The organism is Burkholderia sp. F1, assembly GCF_050813845.1.
Taxonomy (GTDB): Bacteria; Pseudomonadota; Gammaproteobacteria; order Burkholderiales; family Burkholderiaceae; genus Burkholderia; species Burkholderia ubonensis.
Map to the genome: position 1 here is coordinate 3983981 of NZ_CP172421.1, position 17871 is coordinate 4001851.

General features: G+C 67.9%; 18 protein-coding genes. 9 read left to right on the plus strand and 9 right to left on the minus strand.

The annotated features are described in order from the left end of the window. Positions 1-79: 79 nt before the first annotated feature. Both ACFIMZ_RS18825 and ACFIMZ_RS18830 read right to left on the minus strand, forming a co-directional pair. Positions 80-808 carry a phosphonate utilization associated transcriptional regulator gene (locus ACFIMZ_RS18825; RefSeq protein WP_431820840.1) on the minus strand — a complete coding sequence of 243 codons (729 nt, stop codon included), beginning with the start codon at positions 806-808 and terminating at the stop codon, positions 80-82. A 164-nt stretch (positions 809-972) separates the two neighbouring features. Then, entirely contained in the window at positions 973-3138 is a 2166-nt protein-coding gene (locus tag ACFIMZ_RS18830) for a phosphocholine-specific phospholipase C (protein ID WP_431820841.1), read from the minus strand. 235 nt (positions 3139-3373) lie between these two features. Here ACFIMZ_RS18830 and ACFIMZ_RS18835 point away from each other — a divergent pair, with 235 nt between their 5' ends. After that, the gene (locus tag ACFIMZ_RS18835) at positions 3374-4279 is read left to right on the plus strand and encodes a LysR family transcriptional regulator (RefSeq protein WP_431820842.1); all 906 of its coding nucleotides are present in this window, start codon (positions 3374-3376) and stop codon (positions 4277-4279) included. A 19-nt stretch (positions 4280-4298) separates the two neighbouring features. Here the strand turns inward: ACFIMZ_RS18835 and ACFIMZ_RS18840 are convergent, their stop codons facing one another. Next, on the minus strand, positions 4299-5942 hold the full coding sequence (locus ACFIMZ_RS18840) for an L-lactate permease (protein ID WP_431820843.1): 1644 nt from the start codon (positions 5940-5942) through the stop codon (positions 4299-4301). Between the two features lie 415 nt (positions 5943-6357). Between ACFIMZ_RS18840 and ACFIMZ_RS18845 the strand changes: the two genes are divergently transcribed. Next, positions 6358-6678 (plus strand): DUF4148 domain-containing protein, encoded by a 321-nt coding sequence (locus tag ACFIMZ_RS18845; protein WP_431820844.1) that lies wholly within the window; start codon positions 6358-6360, stop codon positions 6676-6678. Positions 6679-6856: 178 nt separating this feature from the next. Here the strand turns inward: ACFIMZ_RS18845 and gshA are convergent, their stop codons facing one another. From gshA to ada, 3 genes are all read right to left on the minus strand, one after another. Next, entirely contained in the window at positions 6857-8470 is a 1614-nt protein-coding gene (gshA, locus tag ACFIMZ_RS18850; protein ID WP_431820845.1) for a glutamate--cysteine ligase, read from the minus strand. Positions 8471-8765: 295 nt separating this feature from the next. After that, on the minus strand, positions 8766-9734 hold the full coding sequence (locus tag ACFIMZ_RS18855) for a DNA-3-methyladenine glycosylase family protein (RefSeq protein ID WP_431820846.1): 969 nt from the start codon (positions 9732-9734) through the stop codon (positions 8766-8768). After that, positions 9731-10834 carry a bifunctional DNA-binding transcriptional regulator/O6-methylguanine-DNA methyltransferase Ada gene (gene ada / locus ACFIMZ_RS18860; protein WP_431820847.1) on the minus strand — a complete coding sequence of 368 codons (1104 nt, stop codon included), beginning with the start codon at positions 10832-10834 and terminating at the stop codon, positions 9731-9733. The genes ACFIMZ_RS18855 and ada overlap by 4 nt, the downstream gene beginning before the upstream one ends. Positions 10835-11244: 410 nt before the next feature. Here ada and ACFIMZ_RS18865 point away from each other — a divergent pair, with 410 nt between their 5' ends. Then, positions 11245-11658, plus strand: coding sequence for a VOC family protein (locus tag ACFIMZ_RS18865; RefSeq protein WP_431820848.1), 414 nt, complete (start codon positions 11245-11247; stop codon positions 11656-11658). 18 nt (positions 11659-11676) lie between these two features. Here ACFIMZ_RS18865 and ACFIMZ_RS18870 read toward each other — a convergent pair whose 3' ends face one another. The 3 genes from ACFIMZ_RS18870 to speG form a co-directional block, all read right to left on the minus strand. Continuing rightward, positions 11677-12231 carry a YaeQ family protein gene (locus ACFIMZ_RS18870; protein ID WP_431820849.1) on the minus strand — a complete coding sequence of 185 codons (555 nt, stop codon included), beginning with the start codon at positions 12229-12231 and terminating at the stop codon, positions 11677-11679. A 168-nt stretch (positions 12232-12399) separates the two neighbouring features. Next, on the minus strand, positions 12400-12747 hold the full coding sequence (gene sap1, locus ACFIMZ_RS18875) for a surface attachment protein Sap1 (RefSeq protein WP_431820850.1): 348 nt from the start codon (positions 12745-12747) through the stop codon (positions 12400-12402). Between the two features lie 477 nt (positions 12748-13224). Then, a complete protein-coding gene (gene speG / locus ACFIMZ_RS18880; RefSeq protein WP_431820851.1) occupies positions 13225-13767 on the minus strand; it encodes a spermidine N1-acetyltransferase in 543 nt (180 codons plus the stop codon). Positions 13768-13920: 153 nt separating this feature from the next. Between speG and ACFIMZ_RS18885 the strand changes: the two genes are divergently transcribed. The 6 genes from ACFIMZ_RS18885 (at position 13921) to ACFIMZ_RS18910 (ending at position 17868) form a co-directional block, all read left to right on the plus strand. Further along, complete coding sequence (locus tag ACFIMZ_RS18885; RefSeq protein WP_042586622.1) at positions 13921-14091, plus strand: hypothetical protein; 171 nt, start codon at positions 13921-13923, stop codon at positions 14089-14091. 102 nt (positions 14092-14193) lie between these two features. Further along, on the plus strand, positions 14194-14442 hold the full coding sequence (locus ACFIMZ_RS18890) for a DUF2795 domain-containing protein (protein ID WP_431820852.1): 249 nt from the start codon (positions 14194-14196) through the stop codon (positions 14440-14442). Between the two features lie 85 nt (positions 14443-14527). Next, the gene (locus ACFIMZ_RS18895) at positions 14528-15883 is read left to right on the plus strand and encodes a diguanylate cyclase (protein WP_431820853.1); all 1356 of its coding nucleotides are present in this window, start codon (positions 14528-14530) and stop codon (positions 15881-15883) included. 136 nt (positions 15884-16019) lie between these two features. After that, entirely contained in the window at positions 16020-16142 is a 123-nt protein-coding gene (locus ACFIMZ_RS18900; protein ID WP_257786166.1) for a hypothetical protein, read from the plus strand. A 167-nt stretch (positions 16143-16309) separates the two neighbouring features. Then, the gene (locus ACFIMZ_RS18905; RefSeq protein ID WP_431820854.1) at positions 16310-17629 is read left to right on the plus strand and encodes a hypothetical protein; all 1320 of its coding nucleotides are present in this window, start codon (positions 16310-16312) and stop codon (positions 17627-17629) included. After that, complete coding sequence (locus ACFIMZ_RS18910) at positions 17626-17868, plus strand: hypothetical protein (RefSeq protein WP_431820855.1); 243 nt, start codon at positions 17626-17628, stop codon at positions 17866-17868. Before ACFIMZ_RS18905 ends, ACFIMZ_RS18910 begins: the two co-directional genes overlap by 4 nt. Positions 17869-17871: the final 3 nt, after the last annotated feature.

Sequence of the window (17871 nt, forward strand, 5' to 3'; positions counted from 1 at the left end):
AAAAAAGGGCGCTTCGCAGCGCCCTGTTCGGTTTCCCGGCATCGGTGACGCTGCCGGAACGGCAGCCGTCACGCGCGGCTTACGCCCGCTCCGCCTTCTGCCGCGCGGCCTTGCCCGTCACCGGCAAGCCCTGCTCGTGCGTGCGGCGCATCCGCGCGAGGCCGTGCGCGAGATGCTCGCGCACGAGCGCGACCGCCTTCTCCTCGTCGCCGCTGCCGAGCGCCTGCACGATCTTCTCGTGCTCGGACGCCGACACCGACAGCGCATCCTCCTCGGCCTCGATCGCCGCCTGCCGCAGCAACCCGAGCTGCCGCACGAGCCGGCGATAGGTGTCGGTCAGGTGCGTGTTGCCGACGCCGACGACCATCGCGTCGTGGAACTGCACGTTGAGCTCGGTGTAGCGCGTCACGTCGTGCGCCTTCGCCGCCGCCTTCATCGACTGGATGATGCCTTTCAGCGCCTTGAGCGTGTCGGGCGAGATGCGCTTCGCGAGCGCGCGCGCGACCGACTCGTCGAGCATCGCGCGCACTTCGTAGATCTCCTCCGCCTCGCGCAGCGGCACGACGCGCACCGTCACGCCGCGATTCTTCTCGTTGCGCAAGAGGCCCGCCTGCTCGAGCGCGCGGAACGCCTCGCGCACGGGGCCGCGCGACACGTTCAGCTTCGTCGCGATGTCGACTTCGTTGAGCTTCTCGCCGGGCGCGTATTCGCCGGACACGATCGCGCGCTCGAGCATGTCCTGGACGATCATCGCGAGCGACTGGCTCTGCAGGAGTTCGATGGCGTTGAGCGCGTTCGGGGAAGTCATGGTCGGGCAGGCAGCGGGACTGCGGTGAGGAACGGAGGCGCCATGTCGGCGAATGCTCCGTTGTATACCCTTAGCCCCGCATATTGTCAACAGTTTTCAGTCTCCAAACCCCATCCCGGCAGCCGCGATGCCCTCCGGCATCGCGGCGCACAACATCGCGCGCGTCAGCGCTTCACCGGCCCCGGGTCGCTCTGGCTCGGCCGGCCCGTCTCGACGTGCCCGGCGAAGCGGCGCACGACCTTGTCGCTCGCGCCGCCCGTCGTGGTCGCGACGATGTTCAGGTCGTACCAGCCGTGGCTCGAGCTCAGCTCCCAGTGATCCTCGACACGCTCGCCCGGCTCCAGCACATAGGTCCGCGCATGCGCATGGCTGTATGCGTTGTCGACGACCACGCGGCACGTCGCGCGGCCGCTGTTGCGCAGCTGCAGGTACACGTGGCGGTTGCGCACGTCGTAGCCGAGCTTCGCTTCCGGGTTCGCGTGATGGCCGTCCATCGCGCGCGTCGCGTTGCCCTGGAACTCGCACAGATGGCCGTTCGGCCCGTACACCGCGAGGTGATAGTCGCCCTGCGCGACCGACGTGCTCCAGCTATCGGCAATCCTGTCGCCCGCCGACACCGCATAGCGGCGCGGCTGGCTCGACGGATTGCGGCGGTCGTACACGTAGAACGCCGCGCCCGCATCGCCGGTGTTCGCGAAATCGAGCCACACGTTGCCGTCGTGGCTGTTCACGCGGCTGTGCACGAAGACCTCGTAAGGCAGCGCGCGCGCCGGCCGCGTGCCGGCTTCCTGCGCGGGCATCGTCTGCTGCGCGGGCACCTGGTACGCCTGGCCCGCCGTCGTGAGGTGCTGCGGCACCGTGAAGCTCACCGTCGACGCATCCGGCTTGCCGGAGAAATCGAACGCCGACGTCAGGTCGCCGCAGACCGAGCGGCGCCACGCGCTGATGTTCGGCTCCTTGACGCCGAAGCGCGCCTCGAGGAAACGCAGCACCGACGTGTGGTCGAAGGTCTCCGAGCACACCCAGCCGCCCTTCGTCCACGGCGAAATGATGATCAGCGGCACGCGCGGCCCGAGGCCGATCGGCTGGATCCCGCCCGGGTCCGCGCCCGGCACGAGCGGGCTCATCTCGCCCGGATACTTGTTCAGGTCGAGCAGCTCGTCGCCGAGATTGCCCAGCAGGTTCGCCGACACGACGCCCTGCCCGTTCACGCCGCTCGTGACGGGCGGCACCGGCGGCACGACGTGGTCGAACAGCCCGTCGTTCTCGTCGTAGTTGAGGATGAACACGGTCTTCGCCCACACGTCCGGATTCGACGTCAGCGCCTCGAGCACCATGTTGATGTAGAACGCGCCGTCGGTCGGCGACGCCTGCGGATGTTCGCTGTACTTGTACGGCGCGACGATCCACGACACCTGCGGCAGGCGGTTCGCCTGCACGTCGGCCTTCAGCTCCGCGAGCGTGTGGTTCGACGCGCCCTTGTCGACGAGCGGGCCGCTCGCGCCTTCCTTCACCTGGAAGCGCTTGAAGAACATCAGCGAGTTGTCGGTGTAGTTGTCGGTCGGGTCGCCCGGGATGCCGGTGCCGCCCTGGTACACCTTCCAGCTGACGTTGGCGTTCTCGAGCCGCTCCGCATAGGTCGTCCACGTATAGCCGTTGACGTTGTTGCGCTCGCCGATGCCGGGGCCGTTCGGCTGCGTGCCGTACACGTTGCGCGAATCGATCGTGCCGGTCCACAGGTAGACGCGGTTCGGCGCGGTGTCGGCGTGCGCCGAGCAGAAGTACGCATCGCAGATCGTGAACGCGTCGGCCAGCGCGTAGTGATAGGTCAGGTCCTGGCGCTTCAGGTAGCCCATCGTCAGCACGTCCTGCTTCTGGTTCACCCACTGGTCCCACTGGCCGTTGTTCCACGCGAGGTGGCCGCTGCTCCAGCCGTGGTTGGTGCCCGGCTGGAATTCGGTCGTCTGCTTCGGATCGAGGTAGAACGGCAGCACGTACGGCGCGGCCGGGTCGAGCCCGCGCGCATGGTAGTTCTTCGTGTGCACGGCGGCCGGCGGCTGCCGCCAGACCGGCGCGCCGTTCGGCAGCAGGTGCGGACGCGGGTCGTTGAAGCCGCGCACGCCGCGCAGCCCGCCGAAGTAATGATCGAACGAACGGTTTTCCTGCATGAAGATCACGACGTGCTCGACGTCCTGGATCGAGCGGGTGCGCGAGGCGGCAGGCATCGCGAGCGCCTTGCGGATCGCGGGCGGAAAGCCCGCGTAGGCGGCCATCGCGCCGGCTGACTGGGCGGCAAGGCGCAGGAAATCGCGTCGGTTGGTCGAGGACATGAAAAGGATCCTATGGGTCGGTAGGGATGGAGCCGGCGCGAGCGGGGCCGACGGTTCGGTACGGTGACGATGCCGTTATTAGTCCGTAAGCGCATGTCCCGGCCGTGACCGGTTCCCGCAGGTTTCTTGCGGTCATCCCCAGCTTTTTTTCGAAGCGGCGCACGATGCCGGTTTCACGGGGCCGACACATGCTTGCGTTAGCCTGACGCGCGATGAAAGGGGGAGACGCCGATCCGTGTTCGATCAGCTGAAGGCATTCCACGCGACCGTCCGGCAGGGCAGCATCACGCGCGCGGCGCGGCATCTCGGCGTCAGCCAGCCGACCATCGCCGCGCAGATCCGGCAGGTCGAGCAGGTGTACGGCGTCGAGCTGTTCCACCGCAGCGGCCGGCGGCTCGAAGTCACCGAAACCGGCGTCGGGCTGCTGCCGCTGGTCGAGCAGATGATCGCGCTCGAAGCGCAGGCCGACATCATGCTGCGCAACGTCGGCGGCCTGTTCGAAGGCCATCTGCGGATCGGCGCGACGGGGCCGTACTACATCATGGAAGCGGTCGGGCGTTTTTCGAAAGCGCATCCGTCGATCGCGCTCACGTGCCGGATCGGCAACTCGGAAGAAATGCTGCAGGCGCTGCACGAGTTCCGCATCGATCTCGCCGTCTCGTCGCAACGCAACGACGCGGACGGCCTCGAGCGGCAGGTGATTTCGACCGACCCGCTGGTGCTCGTCGTGCATCGCAGCCATCCGCTCGCGCGCTTCGACGCGATCGACGCCGCGCAGCTCGCCGACGTGCGGCTGCTGATTCGCGAACAGGGCTCGGTCACGCGCAGCTGCACCGAGACGATCCTCGCGGCGGCCGGCGTTGCGCCGGCGTCGGTCGCGGAGATCGGCAGCCGCGAAGCGATCCGCGAGGCGATCCTGCACGGCGTGGGCGGCAGCCTGTTTCCGCGCGGCGAGGCCGAACGCCACCCCGACCTGCGGATCGTCGCGCTGCGCGGCGTCGACACGACGATCGACGAATACGTGTACTACCTGAAGGCGCGCCGCCACAGCCCCGCGATCGACGCGTTCCTCGCGTGCATCATGCCGGCGGGCGGCGAGGCCGCCGCCGAACGGAAGACGCGCCGCGCAACGGCGCGCTGAGCGCGGACGGCCCGCGCGTTCACTTCGGCAGCGCCGGGATCATCCACGTCAGTACGTGCTGCTGCAGGAACACGAGCACGCCGAGCAGCAGCGTGAGGATCACGCTGTGCCAGAACGTGCGCGCGAACACGACACCCTCCTGCCCCTTCAGGTCCGTCGTCGACACGCCGGTCGCGATGTTCTGCGGCGAGATCATCTTGCCCATCACGCCGCCCGACGAGTTGGTCGCGGCCATCAGCACCGGGTCGAGGCCGAGCTGCCGCGCGGCGACCACCTGCAGGTTGCCGAACAGCGCGTTGCCCGACGTGTCGCTGCCGGACAGGAACACCGCGATCCAGCCGAGCGATGCGGACACGAGCGGGAACAGCGCGCCCGTCGACGCGACGCCGGTGCCGAGCGTGTAGCTGATGCCCGAGTAGTTCAGCAGATACGCGAGCCCGACGATCATCATCACGGTGGCGATCGCGATGCGGGTCTGCCGCCACGTCTTCGCGACGCAGCCGAGGACATCGCCGGCGCCGGTGCGCGTCCACGCGGCCGTGACGATCGCCGCGAGCAGGATCGCGGTGCCGGTGCCGAGCGGCTGGAAGTCCCAGACCGCCGCATACGGCTTCTGGTACAGCGTGACGTACACGGCGTTGTGCAGCCCCGGCCACTGGATCTTCACGTCGCCGATCGCCGCGATGTTCGCGCGCACCCACACGATCACGATCACCGACACGACGAGCCACGGCAGCCAGCCGCCGTAGCCGACGCGCCCGCCCGCCGCGCCGTTCGCGGGCGTGCTGCGCGCGATCGCGAATTGCGGATCGGGCAGCGGCTTCCACACTTTCAGGAAGCCGATCGTCACGATCAGCGACGTCAGCGACGACAGCACGTCGGTGAGCTGATAGCCGAGGAAGTTCGACGTGACGAACTGCGCGAGCGCGAAGCTGCCGCCCGACACGAGCAAGGCGGGCCACAACCGCGCGATCGAGCGCGCGCCGGCGTATACGCCGACCACATAGAACGGCAGCACCAGCGCGATGAACGGCAGCTGGCGACCGACCATTGCGCCGAGCGTCGCGGCCGGCAGCGACGTGACCGCGCCGAGCACGGTGATCGGCACGCCGAGCGCGCCGAACGCGACCGGCGCGGTGTTGAACAGCAGCGTGTAGGTAAGCGCGTCGATCGCCGGGAAGCCGAGCGCGATCAGGAGCGCGCTCGTGATCGCGACCGGCGTGCCGAACCCGGAGATCCCTTCGAGCAGGCAGCCGAACGAGAACGCGACGACGAGCAGCACGAGCCGGCGGTCGTCGGGCAGGTGGTCGAGCATCCACTGGCGGAACTGGTCGAAGCGGCCCGACTTCACCGCGATGTTGTACAGCAGCAAGGCGTTGAAGACGATCCACATCACGGGAATCAGCGCGAGCGCCATGCCCGCGGCGACCGCGTCGAACGCGAGGCCGACGGGCATCCCCCATGCGCCGATCGCGACCGCGAGGCCGGCGATCAGTCCCGCGAGCGACGCCTGCCACGCGGGGCGGCGCAGCACGCCGAGCGCGATCAGCGCGACCGCGATCGGGATCACCGCGACGAGGAACGACAGCAACAGCGAGTGGCCGACTGGCGTGAGCGGCTGGGCGAAGACGGCGCCGGCGGGTAGGGACGATGAGGGGGGCATCTTGTCTCCTGTCGACCGGAGTTGGCGCTTCAGCGCTTACTCCGGTCCCATGCTTCGCGGTCGATCCGGGTTGGCGCTTCAGCGCTGCGGCCGCAATAGCCCGGAAGTCGCACCGGGCAGCCCGTCGCTTGCCGGCGCAACGACATCGCCGCGGCCAGTCGATCGGTCACTTAAAAAGGTTAGGCGGCACGCGCCGCTTGTACAAGGAGGGGCAAGCCCGATATGACGAATCCGGGCGACGGGGCAGCCGGCGCCCCTTCCCGCCCCCGCAACGCATGGCTGCAATCTTGCACTGCCAACAAAGGTGCCTATCCGCGAGCGGGATGTTTCCCCGGGTGTCCGAAGCCTAGACTGCACGCATCGATTCACGCCGCGACGAGTCAGTACGCGACGCTCGACCAACCCGGAGTGCAACATGAAGAAGACGATGATACGTGCGGCTTGTATCGGCATCCTGATGATGGGCGCCGCTGCCGCGGCCCAGGTGCAAGCCTCCTCCCAACCGCTGACGCGGGCCCAGGTCCGACAGGAACTGGCCGAGTACGAAGCGGCGGGTTACCGACCCGCCATCGTCAGCAGCCCGGACTATCCGCAGAACGTGCAGGCGATCACGCAGCGCGTCGCGCAAGCGCGCGCGGACGCTGCCGGCTACGGCGGCAACGGCCGTGCGACGGTCGAATCCGGCAAGCGGGACGCAGCGCCGGCCGTCGATCCGTCGACCTATTCGCATCACTGAAGCAGGCGCGCGATGAACCGCGTGGATGCGTCACCCGGCGCGCCGACGCCGGAACGCAACAGCGCCGCCGGTCCGCGCCGGTTGCCCTGTACGCGCCGCCGCGCGTGCGCCGGATTCCGCCGGCGTCATCGCGCAGGGGCGATCCGCACGCCGATGCGTGCGGCCGCGTGCACGGCCGTCAGACGCTGAAGCGGTTCAGCGTGTACGCGCGATAGGCGGCGACGAAAGCGTCGAACGAGCCGGCTTCCTTCGCTTCCAGTTCGGCCTGGTCGGCCAGCGAGCGCTCGGCGAGCGCCGCCGCGGCGCGGGCGTCGGCCTCCGGAAGCGGCCGCGCGCGGAAATGCGCGGCATGCGCGTCGCTTTGCGCGCGCGCGAACGCGAGGAACGATTGCCCGTTGTCGCGCATCGTGCGCAGCACGCGCGCGGACGGCGTGCGTTCCGGGTCGGCGAGCTTCTCGCGCTGCGCGGCGATCGCGCGCGCGTGCTCGTCGCCGCCGCGAATCTCGTCGAGACGACGGCCGACGGCTTCGACTTTCGCCATCAGCTCGTCCGCCCATGCCTGCAGCGCAACCGGGCTGCCGTCGCGCGACAGCGCGAGGCCCGGCTTGCGGCCCTCCATCGTCACGGCGCCGAAGTTCGCGTTCGCTTCCCGGTACGCGTCGCAATCGAGCGGCGGGCTCGCGTCGAGCGCGCACGCCAGCAGATACGCGTCGATGAAGCGCGCGGTGTCGAGCGCGATGCCGGTCGGCGCGAACGGATCGATGTCGAGGCAGCGCACTTCGATGTACTGCACGCCGCGCGACGCGAGCGCATGCAGCGGACGCTCGCCCGAATACGTGACGCGCTTCGGCCGGATCGTCGAATAGAACTCGTTCTCGATCTGCAGCACGTTCGTGTTGATCTGGATCCACTCGCCGTCGCGATGCGTGCCGATCGCCTCGTACGGCGGATACGGCTCGCTCACGGCCTTCGACAGCGCGTCCAGATAGCCCGACAGCGTGTTGTAGTCCGCCTGCAGCGCCGCCTGCGCGGTCGTGTTCGAGTAGCCGAGGTCGCTCATCCGCAGGCTCGTCGCGTACGGACGGTACAGCGTGTCGGCGTCGAACGTGTCGAGCGTGTGCGGGCGGTCGCGCAGGAACCGCCGGTCGAGCGCCGGCGACGCGCCGAACAGGTACATCAGCAGCCAGCTCGTGCGGCGGAAGTTGCGGATCAGCGCGAGATAGCGCTCGGACTGGTAGTCGACGAGCGTCGCGGTCGAGCCTTCCTCCGCGTGCAGGCGCCGCCACACCTCCTCGTGCAGCGAGTAGTTGTAGTGGATGCCGGCGATGCACTGCATCGTGCGGCCGTAGCGATACGCGAGGCCGAGCCGGTACACCATCTTCAGGCGACCGATGTTCGACGTGCCGTAGTCGGCGATCGGAATCTGGTCGTCGGCGGGCAGCAGGCCCGGCATCGACTCGTTCCACAGCATTTCGTCGCCGATCGACGCGTACACGTAGCGATGCAGCTCGTCGAGGCGTTCGAGCGTGAGCGCTGCGTCGGGCTCCGCCGGCGTGATCAGTTCGAGCAGCGCTTCGGAATAGTCGGTCGTCAGCGACGGATGCGTGAGCGCCGAACCGAGCGCGCGCGAATGCGGCGTGAACGCGATCATCCCGTCGCGCGTCACGCGCAGGCTTTCCTTTTCGATGCCGCGCAGGCCATCGGGCAGATGCTGCCGCGTCGGGCCGGAACTCAGCACGTCGAGGCGATCCAGCAGCAATTCGGTCTGGCGGATGGTCATGGTGTTCGACATTGATGCGCAAGTGCGGGCACGGCCGCGCGCGGAACGCTCGCGCGCGGCCGGCAGGATTGTTGGTCGCTTCGTTGGTAGCGGGCACTTTAACATCTCGCCGAAACACGCGCTTGCGGTGGCCTCGCACCTGGGCGGGCGCGTCGGAACGCGCGGAAAGGATCGTGCGGGAAGGCGTCTTTTCGGGCAACCGAAGGGCGCACGCGGGCCGTCGCGCACACGCTGCCACGCCCGGCTGCGGGGATTCGTCTGCCGGATGACGGGATGCGCCGGCCGGCAGACGACCCGCTTCGTCGCGTCACCCGCCGCGCGCCGCGCCCGCGCGGTCGGCCACCTCGTTCCACAGATGGAGCGCCGCATACGCGCGCCACGGACGCCAGCCGTCCGTGCGGCGCTTCTGGCTCGCGAGCCGGTCGAGCGACGGATCGCGCGCGGTGATCGATTGCATCAGCACGAGATCGGACGCGGGCCACGCGTCCGGGTCGCGCCACGCACGCATCGCGATGTATTCGACAGTCCACGGGCCGATGCCGGGCAGCTCGAGCCACGCCTGGCGCAACATGGCGAGGTCGGCCTGCGCGGGATCGAGCGGCACGTCGCCCGCCGCGACCGCGCGCGCCATGCCGGTGAGCGCCGCCGCCCGCTTGCCGGGCATGCCGATCTTCGCGAGATCGCACGCGGCGAGCGCGTCCGGCGCCGGAAAGCGCCACGCGGGCGCACCGTCCCATGCGTGCACGCCGTCGTCGTGCACCACACGCTCGCCCGCGCGCTCGACGAGCCGGCCGACGATCGTCGTCGCCGCCTTCACGCTGACCTGCTGGCCGACGATCGCGCGCACCGCGAGCTCGAAGCCCGACCACGCGCCCGGCACCCGCAGCCCGGGCGCGGCCGCGACAAGCGGCGCGAACCACGGATCGCGCGCGAGCTCCGTGCCGATCGCGGCCGGATCGGCGCGCAGGTCGAACATCGACGCAACGCGCGCGGCGAACGCGTCGTCGACGTGGCGCGCCGCCGCGCCCTCGACCGTCGCGATGAGGCAATGCCGGCGCGGATGCCGCTCGACGGTGAGCCGGCCGGGCTCGCCCTTCAGGTCGACGATCCGGCGGTACACGCCGCCCGCGACCTGCTCGACGCCCGGAATCGCGCGCCCGCTGAAGAAGCGCAGCACGCGCGCCCAGTCGTAGGGCGCCTTGAAGCGCAGCTCGAGTTGCGCGGATGGCGGCACGCCGCCGCCGTCCACGGTTGCGATGGGCGTTGCGATCTTCAAGCTGCGCTGCCCTCCGCGACGGCGACGTCGGCCTTATCGTCGTGCGCGTCGTGCACATGGCGCGCCTCGGCCGCGAGCAGCGTCTCCTTGCGGCGCACGCCCCAGCGATAGCCGGCCAGCGCGCCGCCCTTCTGCACGACGCGATGGCACGGAATCGCGAGCGCCACCGGATTCGACGCGCACGCGGACGCCACGGCCCGCACCGCGCGCGGCGCGCCGAGCGCCTCGGCGATCTCCGAATAGCTGCGGGTTTCGCCGTACGGAATGTTCGTCAATGCCTCCCACACGCGCTGCTGGAACGCGGTCGGCGCAATGTCGAGCGGCAGTTCGAAGGTGCGGCGCGTGCCGTCCAGGTACGCACCGATCTGCGCGACGAACGGCGCGAGCTGCTCGGGCGACTCGACCAGCTCGGCGCGCGCGAACGCGTCCTTCAGCGCGGCGACGAGCAGCGCGGGATCGTCGCCGAACGCGATCCGGCAGATGCCTTGCGCGGTCGCGGCGACCAGCACCGTGCCGAGCGACGTCGGCGCGGTCGCGAAGTCGATCCGCAGCCCCGCGCCCTGGCGGCGGAACGCCGACGGCGCCATCCCCAGCTCGCGCGGCACCGACGCATAAAGCCGCGACGGCGAATTGAAGCCCGCGTCGACGGCCGCCTGCGTGACCGGCCGGCCGCTCTGCAGCGCCTGCCGCAACGCGGCGCCGCGCTGCGCGGCCTGGTATTGCCGCGGCGACACGCCGACCACGCGCTTGAACAGCCGCTGCAGGTGGAACGGGCTCACGTGGACCGCATCGCTCAGTTGCTGGAGCGTGAGCCGCTCGGGATGCGCATCGAGCACCGCGCACGCGCGATTGACGATCTCGAGCTCGCGCGGCAGCCCCTCGGGCTGGCAGCGTTTGCAGGGACGGAACCCGGCCGCGCGCGCGGCGGCCGGATCGTCGAAGAAGGCGACGTGTTCGCGCCGCGGCAGCCGCGATGCGCAAGTCGGACGGCAGAACACGCCGGTCGTGCGCACCGCGTAGAAGAACGCGCCGTCCGCCTGCGGATCGCGGGCGGTCACGGCATTCCAGCGGGCGTCGTCGGTCGGATAGGCGGATTTCATCGGAACCTCGCACTCTCAGTGTAGACGGTGCCTACTCTAGCCAGCCGCACGCACCGACGCGCCCTGAATCTTGCTCTGTGATTCGCGCCAGCAAAACAGGCGTGCATCAGAAAATCGGGCACGAACGATCAACGCTCAGCCCCATTGGCCACTGTTCCGTCACATTCATGTTGCAGTGCGGGTGCGGCAAAACGCCGTCCTGACGTTTTTTTACACAAACAATATTGCGTCGCACCATCGCCGTGTGTATAGTTGGACCTGTCTCCTCCATGTCTCCTCCTGATATGGATTAAGCCCGTTCCACGTGAGCGGGCTTTTTTTTCGTCCGCCGGTTTTGCCGCGTTCGCGCGGGCGCCGCCGACTCCTTGGTCTACACTCGATGAACCTCGCTTGCCAAGGAGCGTTCACCTATGAAACCGATCCTCCGCGGGATCGATCACGTCGTGCTTCGCGTGACCGACATGGCCGCGATGACGCGCTTCTACTGCGACGCCGTCGGCTGCCGTGTGGAAAGGGAACAGCCAGAACTCGGCCTCGTGCAGCTGCGCGCCGGCGACGCGCTGATCGACCTGCTCGCCGTCGGCGGGACGCTCGACCGGCCCGACAGCGGGCCGCCCGGCGCCGGGCGCAACCTCGATCACCTGTGCCTGCGCGTCGAGCCGTTCGACCCGCCGGCGCTCGCCGCGCATTTCGCCGCGCACGGCGCGCCGCCGGGCGCGCCCGAGGAACGCTACGGCGCCGACGGCTACGGCCCGTCGATCTACCTGTTCGACCCGGAAGGCAACATGCTGGAGCTCAAGGGGCCGCCGGCCGCGATCGCGTGAGTGCGGCCGGCGCGCACGTCAGGCGCCGGCGCGCGCCTTGAGGACCGTCCATTCGACGGCCACCGGATCGTGATCCGCGCTGGAGATCCACGCGGCGCCGTCCTGCACCGTGCACTGCAGGCGCATCGATCGCTCGGCAAGCCGCCCGAGCGCCGTCGCGACGCCGTCGTCGAGCGACAGCACCTGCACGTTGCGCAGCCGCTCCACCTTGCTGCGCACGCCCTGCCACCAGATATCCGACGTCTTGCCGCCGTACGCGATCACCGTCACCTGCGCGGCGCGGCCCGCCGCCTTCGAGATGCGCCGCTCGTCGGGCTGGCCGACCTCGATCCAGGCGTCGATCGCGCCCGTCAGGTCCTTCTGCCACAGATCGGGCTCGTCGGTATCCGACAGCCCCTTGCAGAACTCGAGCCGCTCGTGCGCGAACAGCCCGAACGCGACGATCCGCACCATCATCCGCTCGTCGGTTTCCGACGGATGGCGCGCGACCGTCAGCGCGTGGTCGCCATAGTAGTGCCGATCCATGTCGGCGATTTGCAGTTCGGCTTTGTAGATCGTGGATTTGAGCGCCATGCGGGTAGTGCCCGGGCGGGCATCGGTTCAGGTCGGGCCGTGATGATACCGAAAGCCCGGCGTCCGCTGCATGACGCGCACAGCAAAACGGCCCGGCGGGCAGCCGGGCCGTATCGGTTCGCGCCGCCGGCTTGCGCCGGCGCGCGCATGCGCCCGTTGAACGGCGCGCTATTGCTTGATGAAGCGCGAATCGGCCCAGAGACCTTGCTGGTCGCTGTTGTCGGCGCTGACGAACTGCACGTCGCCGTTGTCCACCGACACCACGCGGAAGCGCTGGCCTTCCGGCACCGACAGGCAGCGGAAGTCGTCGAAGTATTGCTGCTTCGCCTGCGAGTGGCCGCCGCGCTCGTGATCCAGTACGGAATCCAGATTATCTTTCGACAGGCAGCCCCACGCGTTCTTCGTCAACTGGATCTCCTGCCGCGGCTTCACGGCGGCATCGCCGCCGGCCCGGGCAATCGACACCAAGGCAAATGCACCGACAAGCGCAACAAACACACCGGTTCGTTTCATCATGTTCAGTCTCCCATGCGCGCTGGCATCAGCGCTGGGTTAGCTATGTGTTTAAAGGTGAGCGTGAAGCAACGTCTTTCAGCTTAGGAGACCGACAAGCGATAGCAAGCACATTTGTTGTGCAGCCGCAATAGCGGCGAATTGTCGCACTTCGCGAGCCATGCCATTCGGCGACCTGTCGCTGGCGCGGCAACCAACTCGTACGCGACACGCCGGTACGGGACGTCGGCCGAAATGCCTTGTCCGGCAAGGCTTTCACCGAATCGTCACGACGCCGGCTGAACGGTTTGGATAATTCATTTCGATATCCGGACGATTTTGATGCATCGCACATAAAGTCATCCGGAATATCAGCGGTTTTTCCGCATTGCGCCACGCCATCAAGCGCATACAAGAAAAATGCCAGGCATCGAATACCTGGCATTTACCCGTATTTCGCGGCGGGCGCCCGAACTCGCCGAAGCGGCTTCGCGAAAGGCGTCAGGCCGTGCGCTGCCGCTCGAAATAATCGCTCTGGAACTGGCACATCCGGTAAGCGTTGTGATATGTGCCGTTGCCGAAGAATTCCTCGATCAATTCCGCTTCACGCCGGAACCCGCATTTTTCATAAACGTGAATGGCCGCCGCATTGGACGTATCCACGATCAGGTACAGCTTGCGCAGGTTCAGCACCTTGAACGCGTACTCGACCGCGAGACGCGTCGCGTGGCCCGCATAGCCGCGGCCCTGGCAGTGCGGCGCGATGATGATCTGGAATTCGCCGCGACGGTGGATGTAGTCGAGCTCGATCAGTTCGACGAGCCCGACCAGTTCGCCCTGCGGGTCGACCGCGACGAAGCGGCGCTCGCGCTGGTCGTGCACGTGGCGGTCATACAGTTGCGACAGCTCCGCGAAGGTTTCGTACGGCTCCTCGAACCAGTAGCGCATGATCTTCGCGTCGTTGTTCAGTTCATGCACGAAGCGCAGGTCCTGACGCTCGAGCGGCCTCAGCGCGAGCGTGTGAGTTTCGTTTTGTAGTTGCATCGTAAGGTCCTTGCGTGATGCGCAATGGCGCGCGGGGCCGCGCCGTCACGCGCAGTCCCGATTGCTCCCGGTGCACACGGTAAGAAAATGAACGTGGGCGAAGTTGAGAGCCTAGAATGGGTTAAGGGTTCCTGCCACCGCGAGGAGGCTATCGTGATCGAGCAAGTGATACTCGGTGTCTTCCTGGTGCTGCCGCTCGTGATCGTGGCTGTGCTGTTTTCCGATGAACTCTGGCAGGAACACCGGCGTCAGCATCCGCGCGACGAGAACGCTCCGCATATCGACTGGAAGCATCCGTGGCGCCGCGTGCGGCGCGGGCATTGATGATCCCGCGTCGGCCGGACTCAGGATGCCCCGCGCCGGCCGTGTGCGTTTGCGCCCATTGCCGGCGCGCGGGTCGTTTCGATTCCATTGCGAGGCGCTGACGTGAACGACACCCCTTCCTCCCGCAAGCCGGATATCCCGCACGAGGCGATCGACCTGCAGATCGCCGACGTGCTCGCCGGCGTCGCCTACCCCGCGAACAAGGATGCGATCGTCGACGCCGCGCGTGTTGCGGGCGCAAGCAACGAAGTGCTGTCGATGCTCGACGGGCTGCCCGAGCAGGACTATGCGGACATCGACGCCGTCACGCGCTGGGTCGCCGGCAACTACGGGCCGGGGCTGGGGATTTGAGCGCGCGCAAATAACGCGCTAGGATCGGGCCGCACCGGTCGCGCGGCGGCCGGGCGGCTGCGCGCACGAACGCCTCGGAGACCTCATGGAAGGCATCCTGATCCAGCACACCACGCGACGGCAATTCTGGTTCGCCGCGCTGTCGGCACTCGTGATCCTGGTCACGCTCGGCATTGCCGCGCCGCATGCGAACGTCGCGCTGCCCGTGGTCGAGCCGTTCATGCCGATGTGCGCGCTGACCGTGTTCACGACAGCCGGCATCGCGGCGTTCTTCCTCGGCGCGCAATTCGCCGTCACGCGCCAGCCGGTGCTCGGGGCGCTCGGCGGCGCCTATGCGTTCACCGCACTCGCCGTCGCGCTGCAACTGCTGACGTTTCCCGGCGTGTTCGCGCCGCACGGCCTGCTTGGCGCACTGCCGCAAAGCGCCGCGTGGATGTGGATCTTCTGGCACGCGGGCTTTCCGTCCTTCGTGTTGCTGGCGCTGCTCGCGCGCGAGCGCATGGTGCGCAAGGCGATCAGCGCGCAGCGGATGCGCGGATGGACGATCGCGCTGATCGGCGGGCCGGCGGCCACGGCCGCGCTGCTGTGCGTGCTCGCGCTGAACGTGCCGCTGCCGCCCGCGTTCCGTCCGCCCGGCGACGCCGCCGTGTTGCCGGTCAACGCGGCCGCGCTCGTCGTCTGGACGCTCAACGCGCTCGCGCTCGCCGCCGTGCTGCTCACCGGCCGGCTGCGCACGACGCTCGACCTGTGGCTCGCGATCGCCGTGCTCGCGTGCCTCACCGATACCACGCTGAACCTGCTGAGCACGAACCGCTTCACGGTCGGCTGGTACGTCGCGCGCGTGTTCAGCATGTTGACGCCCGGCGTGCTCGTCTGCGTGCTCGCGTGGGAAGTGACGATGCTGTACCAGCGCCTGTTCGAAGCGCACACGACGCTGATGCGCTCGTCCGCGCGCGACGGGCTGACGGGCGTCTACAACCGCAGCCACTTCAACGATCATTTCCACCTGCTGTTCCTGCAATCGCGTCGGCAGGGCGAGCCGCTGTCGCTGCTGATGGTCGACGTCGATCACTTCAAGGCGTACAACGACGCGTTCGGCCACGTGAAGGGCGACGCGTGCCTGATCGCGGTCGCGAATGCGCTGACGGGCGTCGTGCGCCGGCCCGCGGATCTCGTCGCGCGTTACGGCGGCGAAGAGTTCGCGATCGTGCTGCCGAACACCGGCGCGCGCGGCGCGCGGCTCGTCGCGGAAGAAGCGCGCGAGGCGGTGCTGCGGCTCAATCTGCCGACGCGCGGGCCGGCCGGGCGCGTGTCGGTCAGCGTCGGCTGTGCGACGGCGTCGCCCGACGAATTCACGATGCCGGATGCGCTGATCGAAGCAGCCGACGCCGCGCTGTATCGTGCGAAGGATGCCGGACGCAACCGGATCATGGCGGTGTGAGGCGTCTTTTCCATCGGGTGTTTTGACCGGAATAATCCGCCGTTACGCAATGCACGGTTGGGAAACGATTCCTTACAGCCGCTGCCGGGGGCGCTCGCTATGCTGGGCTCATCTTGAACCTGGGCAGGTGAGCGCCATGAAAACCCTGTTGTTGATTGCCGGCGTCGCCGCGTTGTTGAGCGGTTGCATCGTTGCGCCGTATGACGGTTATTACGGTGATGGGTATTACCATCACCATCATCATCGGGATTGGGATTGAGTCTCGACAAGTAATGCTTTCGAAATAATCCAGATTCGACGGAAGATTGACGCGCATTCGGTTGGCTGCTACGTTGGCTTTCATCAGTGACGGGGAACGCACGGCTCGCTCGGTCTGACTTGCGATCCGGTGCCCTGCTGCCCCGGACAGACAACGAGAGGGCCGCCGTGTCATCCGTCGACCAGATATCGTCAGCCTCGTCACGTCCGGCGTGGTTGACGGATACCTATCCGAAGCTTGTCGACCACTACGTGGACCGCCTCGCCATCGGATGGCGTCGGCGGCCGGCGCTTCTGGCGCGTCCGGCATGGGATTTTCTCGACCTCGCCACATTCGACGACCGCCTGTCGGCCGCAATGGAAGCGCTGCGGGTCTCGGAAGCCGCCGCGCGCACGCATCTGTACGGTCTACTGAAAGAAGACACGGTACGCCAAGGCGAATTGTTCGCCGCTGCGCTGTATGCGTTGACGGTGAACGACTCCTCGATGTGGGACGCCTGTGAATCGTTATCGGTCGCCGTGCCCACGCTTCGCTTGCCGCTTTTCGATGCGCTCGAATGGGCTCCCCCGTCGGCGTTGCTCAAGACGAGTATCGACCGATTGCCCCTCGTGGATCGGCTACGCCTTGTCGGTCTGCGATATCACGATTTCGACGGCATTGGCGAATCGGCCTTGGCCGACCTGCAAACCCGACTCGATCCCGAACCTGACGAAATCCGCGCCGCCCTTGAGTTGCTCAGCCATCTCGGGCGCGCCGACCTCGCGCCAGCCGCGCAGCCATACCTTCGTCACGAAGCCCCGCGCGTGCGGCTCGAAGCCGCGCGAATCCTGCTATTGCTGGCAACAGCCGATCACGCACCGGTGGCCGTCGAGGTACTGATGGCGTTGGTGAGCGACGCCGATCCGGAACTTGCCGAAGCCGCTACGCGATGCCTGGTCGCGCACGCGCCGCAATCCACCGACGAGGCGCTCGCGATGCTGGACGGGCCGGCCACGCTGCGACTCAGGGTGAAGGCGTCCGGCTGGTCCGGTCGACTCGACGGCGTTCCCACCCTGATCGCGTATCTCGGGAATCGCGCTGTCGCACGGCTCGCTGGCACTGCCCTTACGTGGATCACGGGCTCGGACCCGGACCTGCACGGTTGGCACGCGCCAAAGCCGTCCATGCCGTCGAGCGACGCCGTGGACGGCCACGACAGGCTCCCGGCGATCGATCCCGACAAGCCGTTGGCGTGGCCGGACGCCGACGCATTCGCACGATGGTGGCATCGCGCCGGGTCGACATTTGACGCGGGCTCGCGCCATTTCCTGGGTGCGCCGCTCACCGCGCATTGGCTTGCCGTCGTCATGACGAGCGGACCGCTGCCGTTCCGGCATCTCGCCGCCGAACACTGGCAGCGCATGACGCACGGCCCGCTGTTTCCGGCGAACTTACCCGCACACGCCCAGCGCGCCAGGTTCGCAGGGTTCTTTGGAGAGGCATCGTGAATGACGAAATCGACTTGCTCATGCCGTTACCGACAGGCACCGACCCTGCACCGGCGCAACCGCCTGATGCGATGGAAGAGGAGTGGGTGTTCGAGGCAAAACGCCGGATCACCCTGCGTTGCGGAAAGTCCAGCATCACGCTTTATCCGAATGGCAAGATCGTGCTGCGCGGCGAGTACATTCTGAGCGATGCCGAGGGCATCAATCGTATCGCCGGTGGTCAGGTCGAACTGAACTGAACC

What these genes read in the sequence shown, in the direction of transcription:
- ACFIMZ_RS18825 (WP_431820840.1), bottom strand. Translation starts at nt 808, where the DNA reads ATGACTTCCCCGAACGCGCTCAACGCCATCGAACTCCTGCAGAGCCAG.
- ACFIMZ_RS18830 (WP_431820841.1), bottom strand. Translation starts at nt 3,138, where the DNA reads ATGTCCTCGACCAACCGACGCGATTTCCTGCGCCTTGCCGCCCAGTCA.
- ACFIMZ_RS18840 (WP_431820843.1), bottom strand. Translation starts at nt 5,942, where the DNA reads ATGCCCCCCTCATCGTCCCTACCCGCCGGCGCCGTCTTCGCCCAGCCG.
- ACFIMZ_RS18845 (WP_431820844.1), top strand. Translation starts at nt 6,358, where the DNA reads ATGAAGAAGACGATGATACGTGCGGCTTGTATCGGCATCCTGATGATG.
- gshA (WP_431820845.1), bottom strand. Translation starts at nt 8,470, where the DNA reads ATGTCGAACACCATGACCATCCGCCAGACCGAATTGCTGCTGGATCGC.
- ada (WP_431820847.1), bottom strand. Translation starts at nt 10,834, where the DNA reads ATGAAATCCGCCTATCCGACCGACGACGCCCGCTGGAATGCCGTGACC.
- ACFIMZ_RS18865 (WP_431820848.1), top strand. Translation starts at nt 11,245, where the DNA reads ATGAAACCGATCCTCCGCGGGATCGATCACGTCGTGCTTCGCGTGACC.
- ACFIMZ_RS18870 (WP_431820849.1), bottom strand. Translation starts at nt 12,231, where the DNA reads ATGGCGCTCAAATCCACGATCTACAAAGCCGAACTGCAAATCGCCGAC.
- sap1 (WP_431820850.1), bottom strand. Translation starts at nt 12,747, where the DNA reads ATGATGAAACGAACCGGTGTGTTTGTTGCGCTTGTCGGTGCATTTGCC.
- speG (WP_431820851.1), bottom strand. Translation starts at nt 13,767, where the DNA reads ATGCAACTACAAAACGAAACTCACACGCTCGCGCTGAGGCCGCTCGAG.
- ACFIMZ_RS18895 (WP_431820853.1), top strand. Translation starts at nt 14,528, where the DNA reads ATGGAAGGCATCCTGATCCAGCACACCACGCGACGGCAATTCTGGTTC.
- ACFIMZ_RS18900 (WP_257786166.1), top strand. Translation starts at nt 16,020, where the DNA reads ATGAAAACCCTGTTGTTGATTGCCGGCGTCGCCGCGTTGTTGAGCGGT.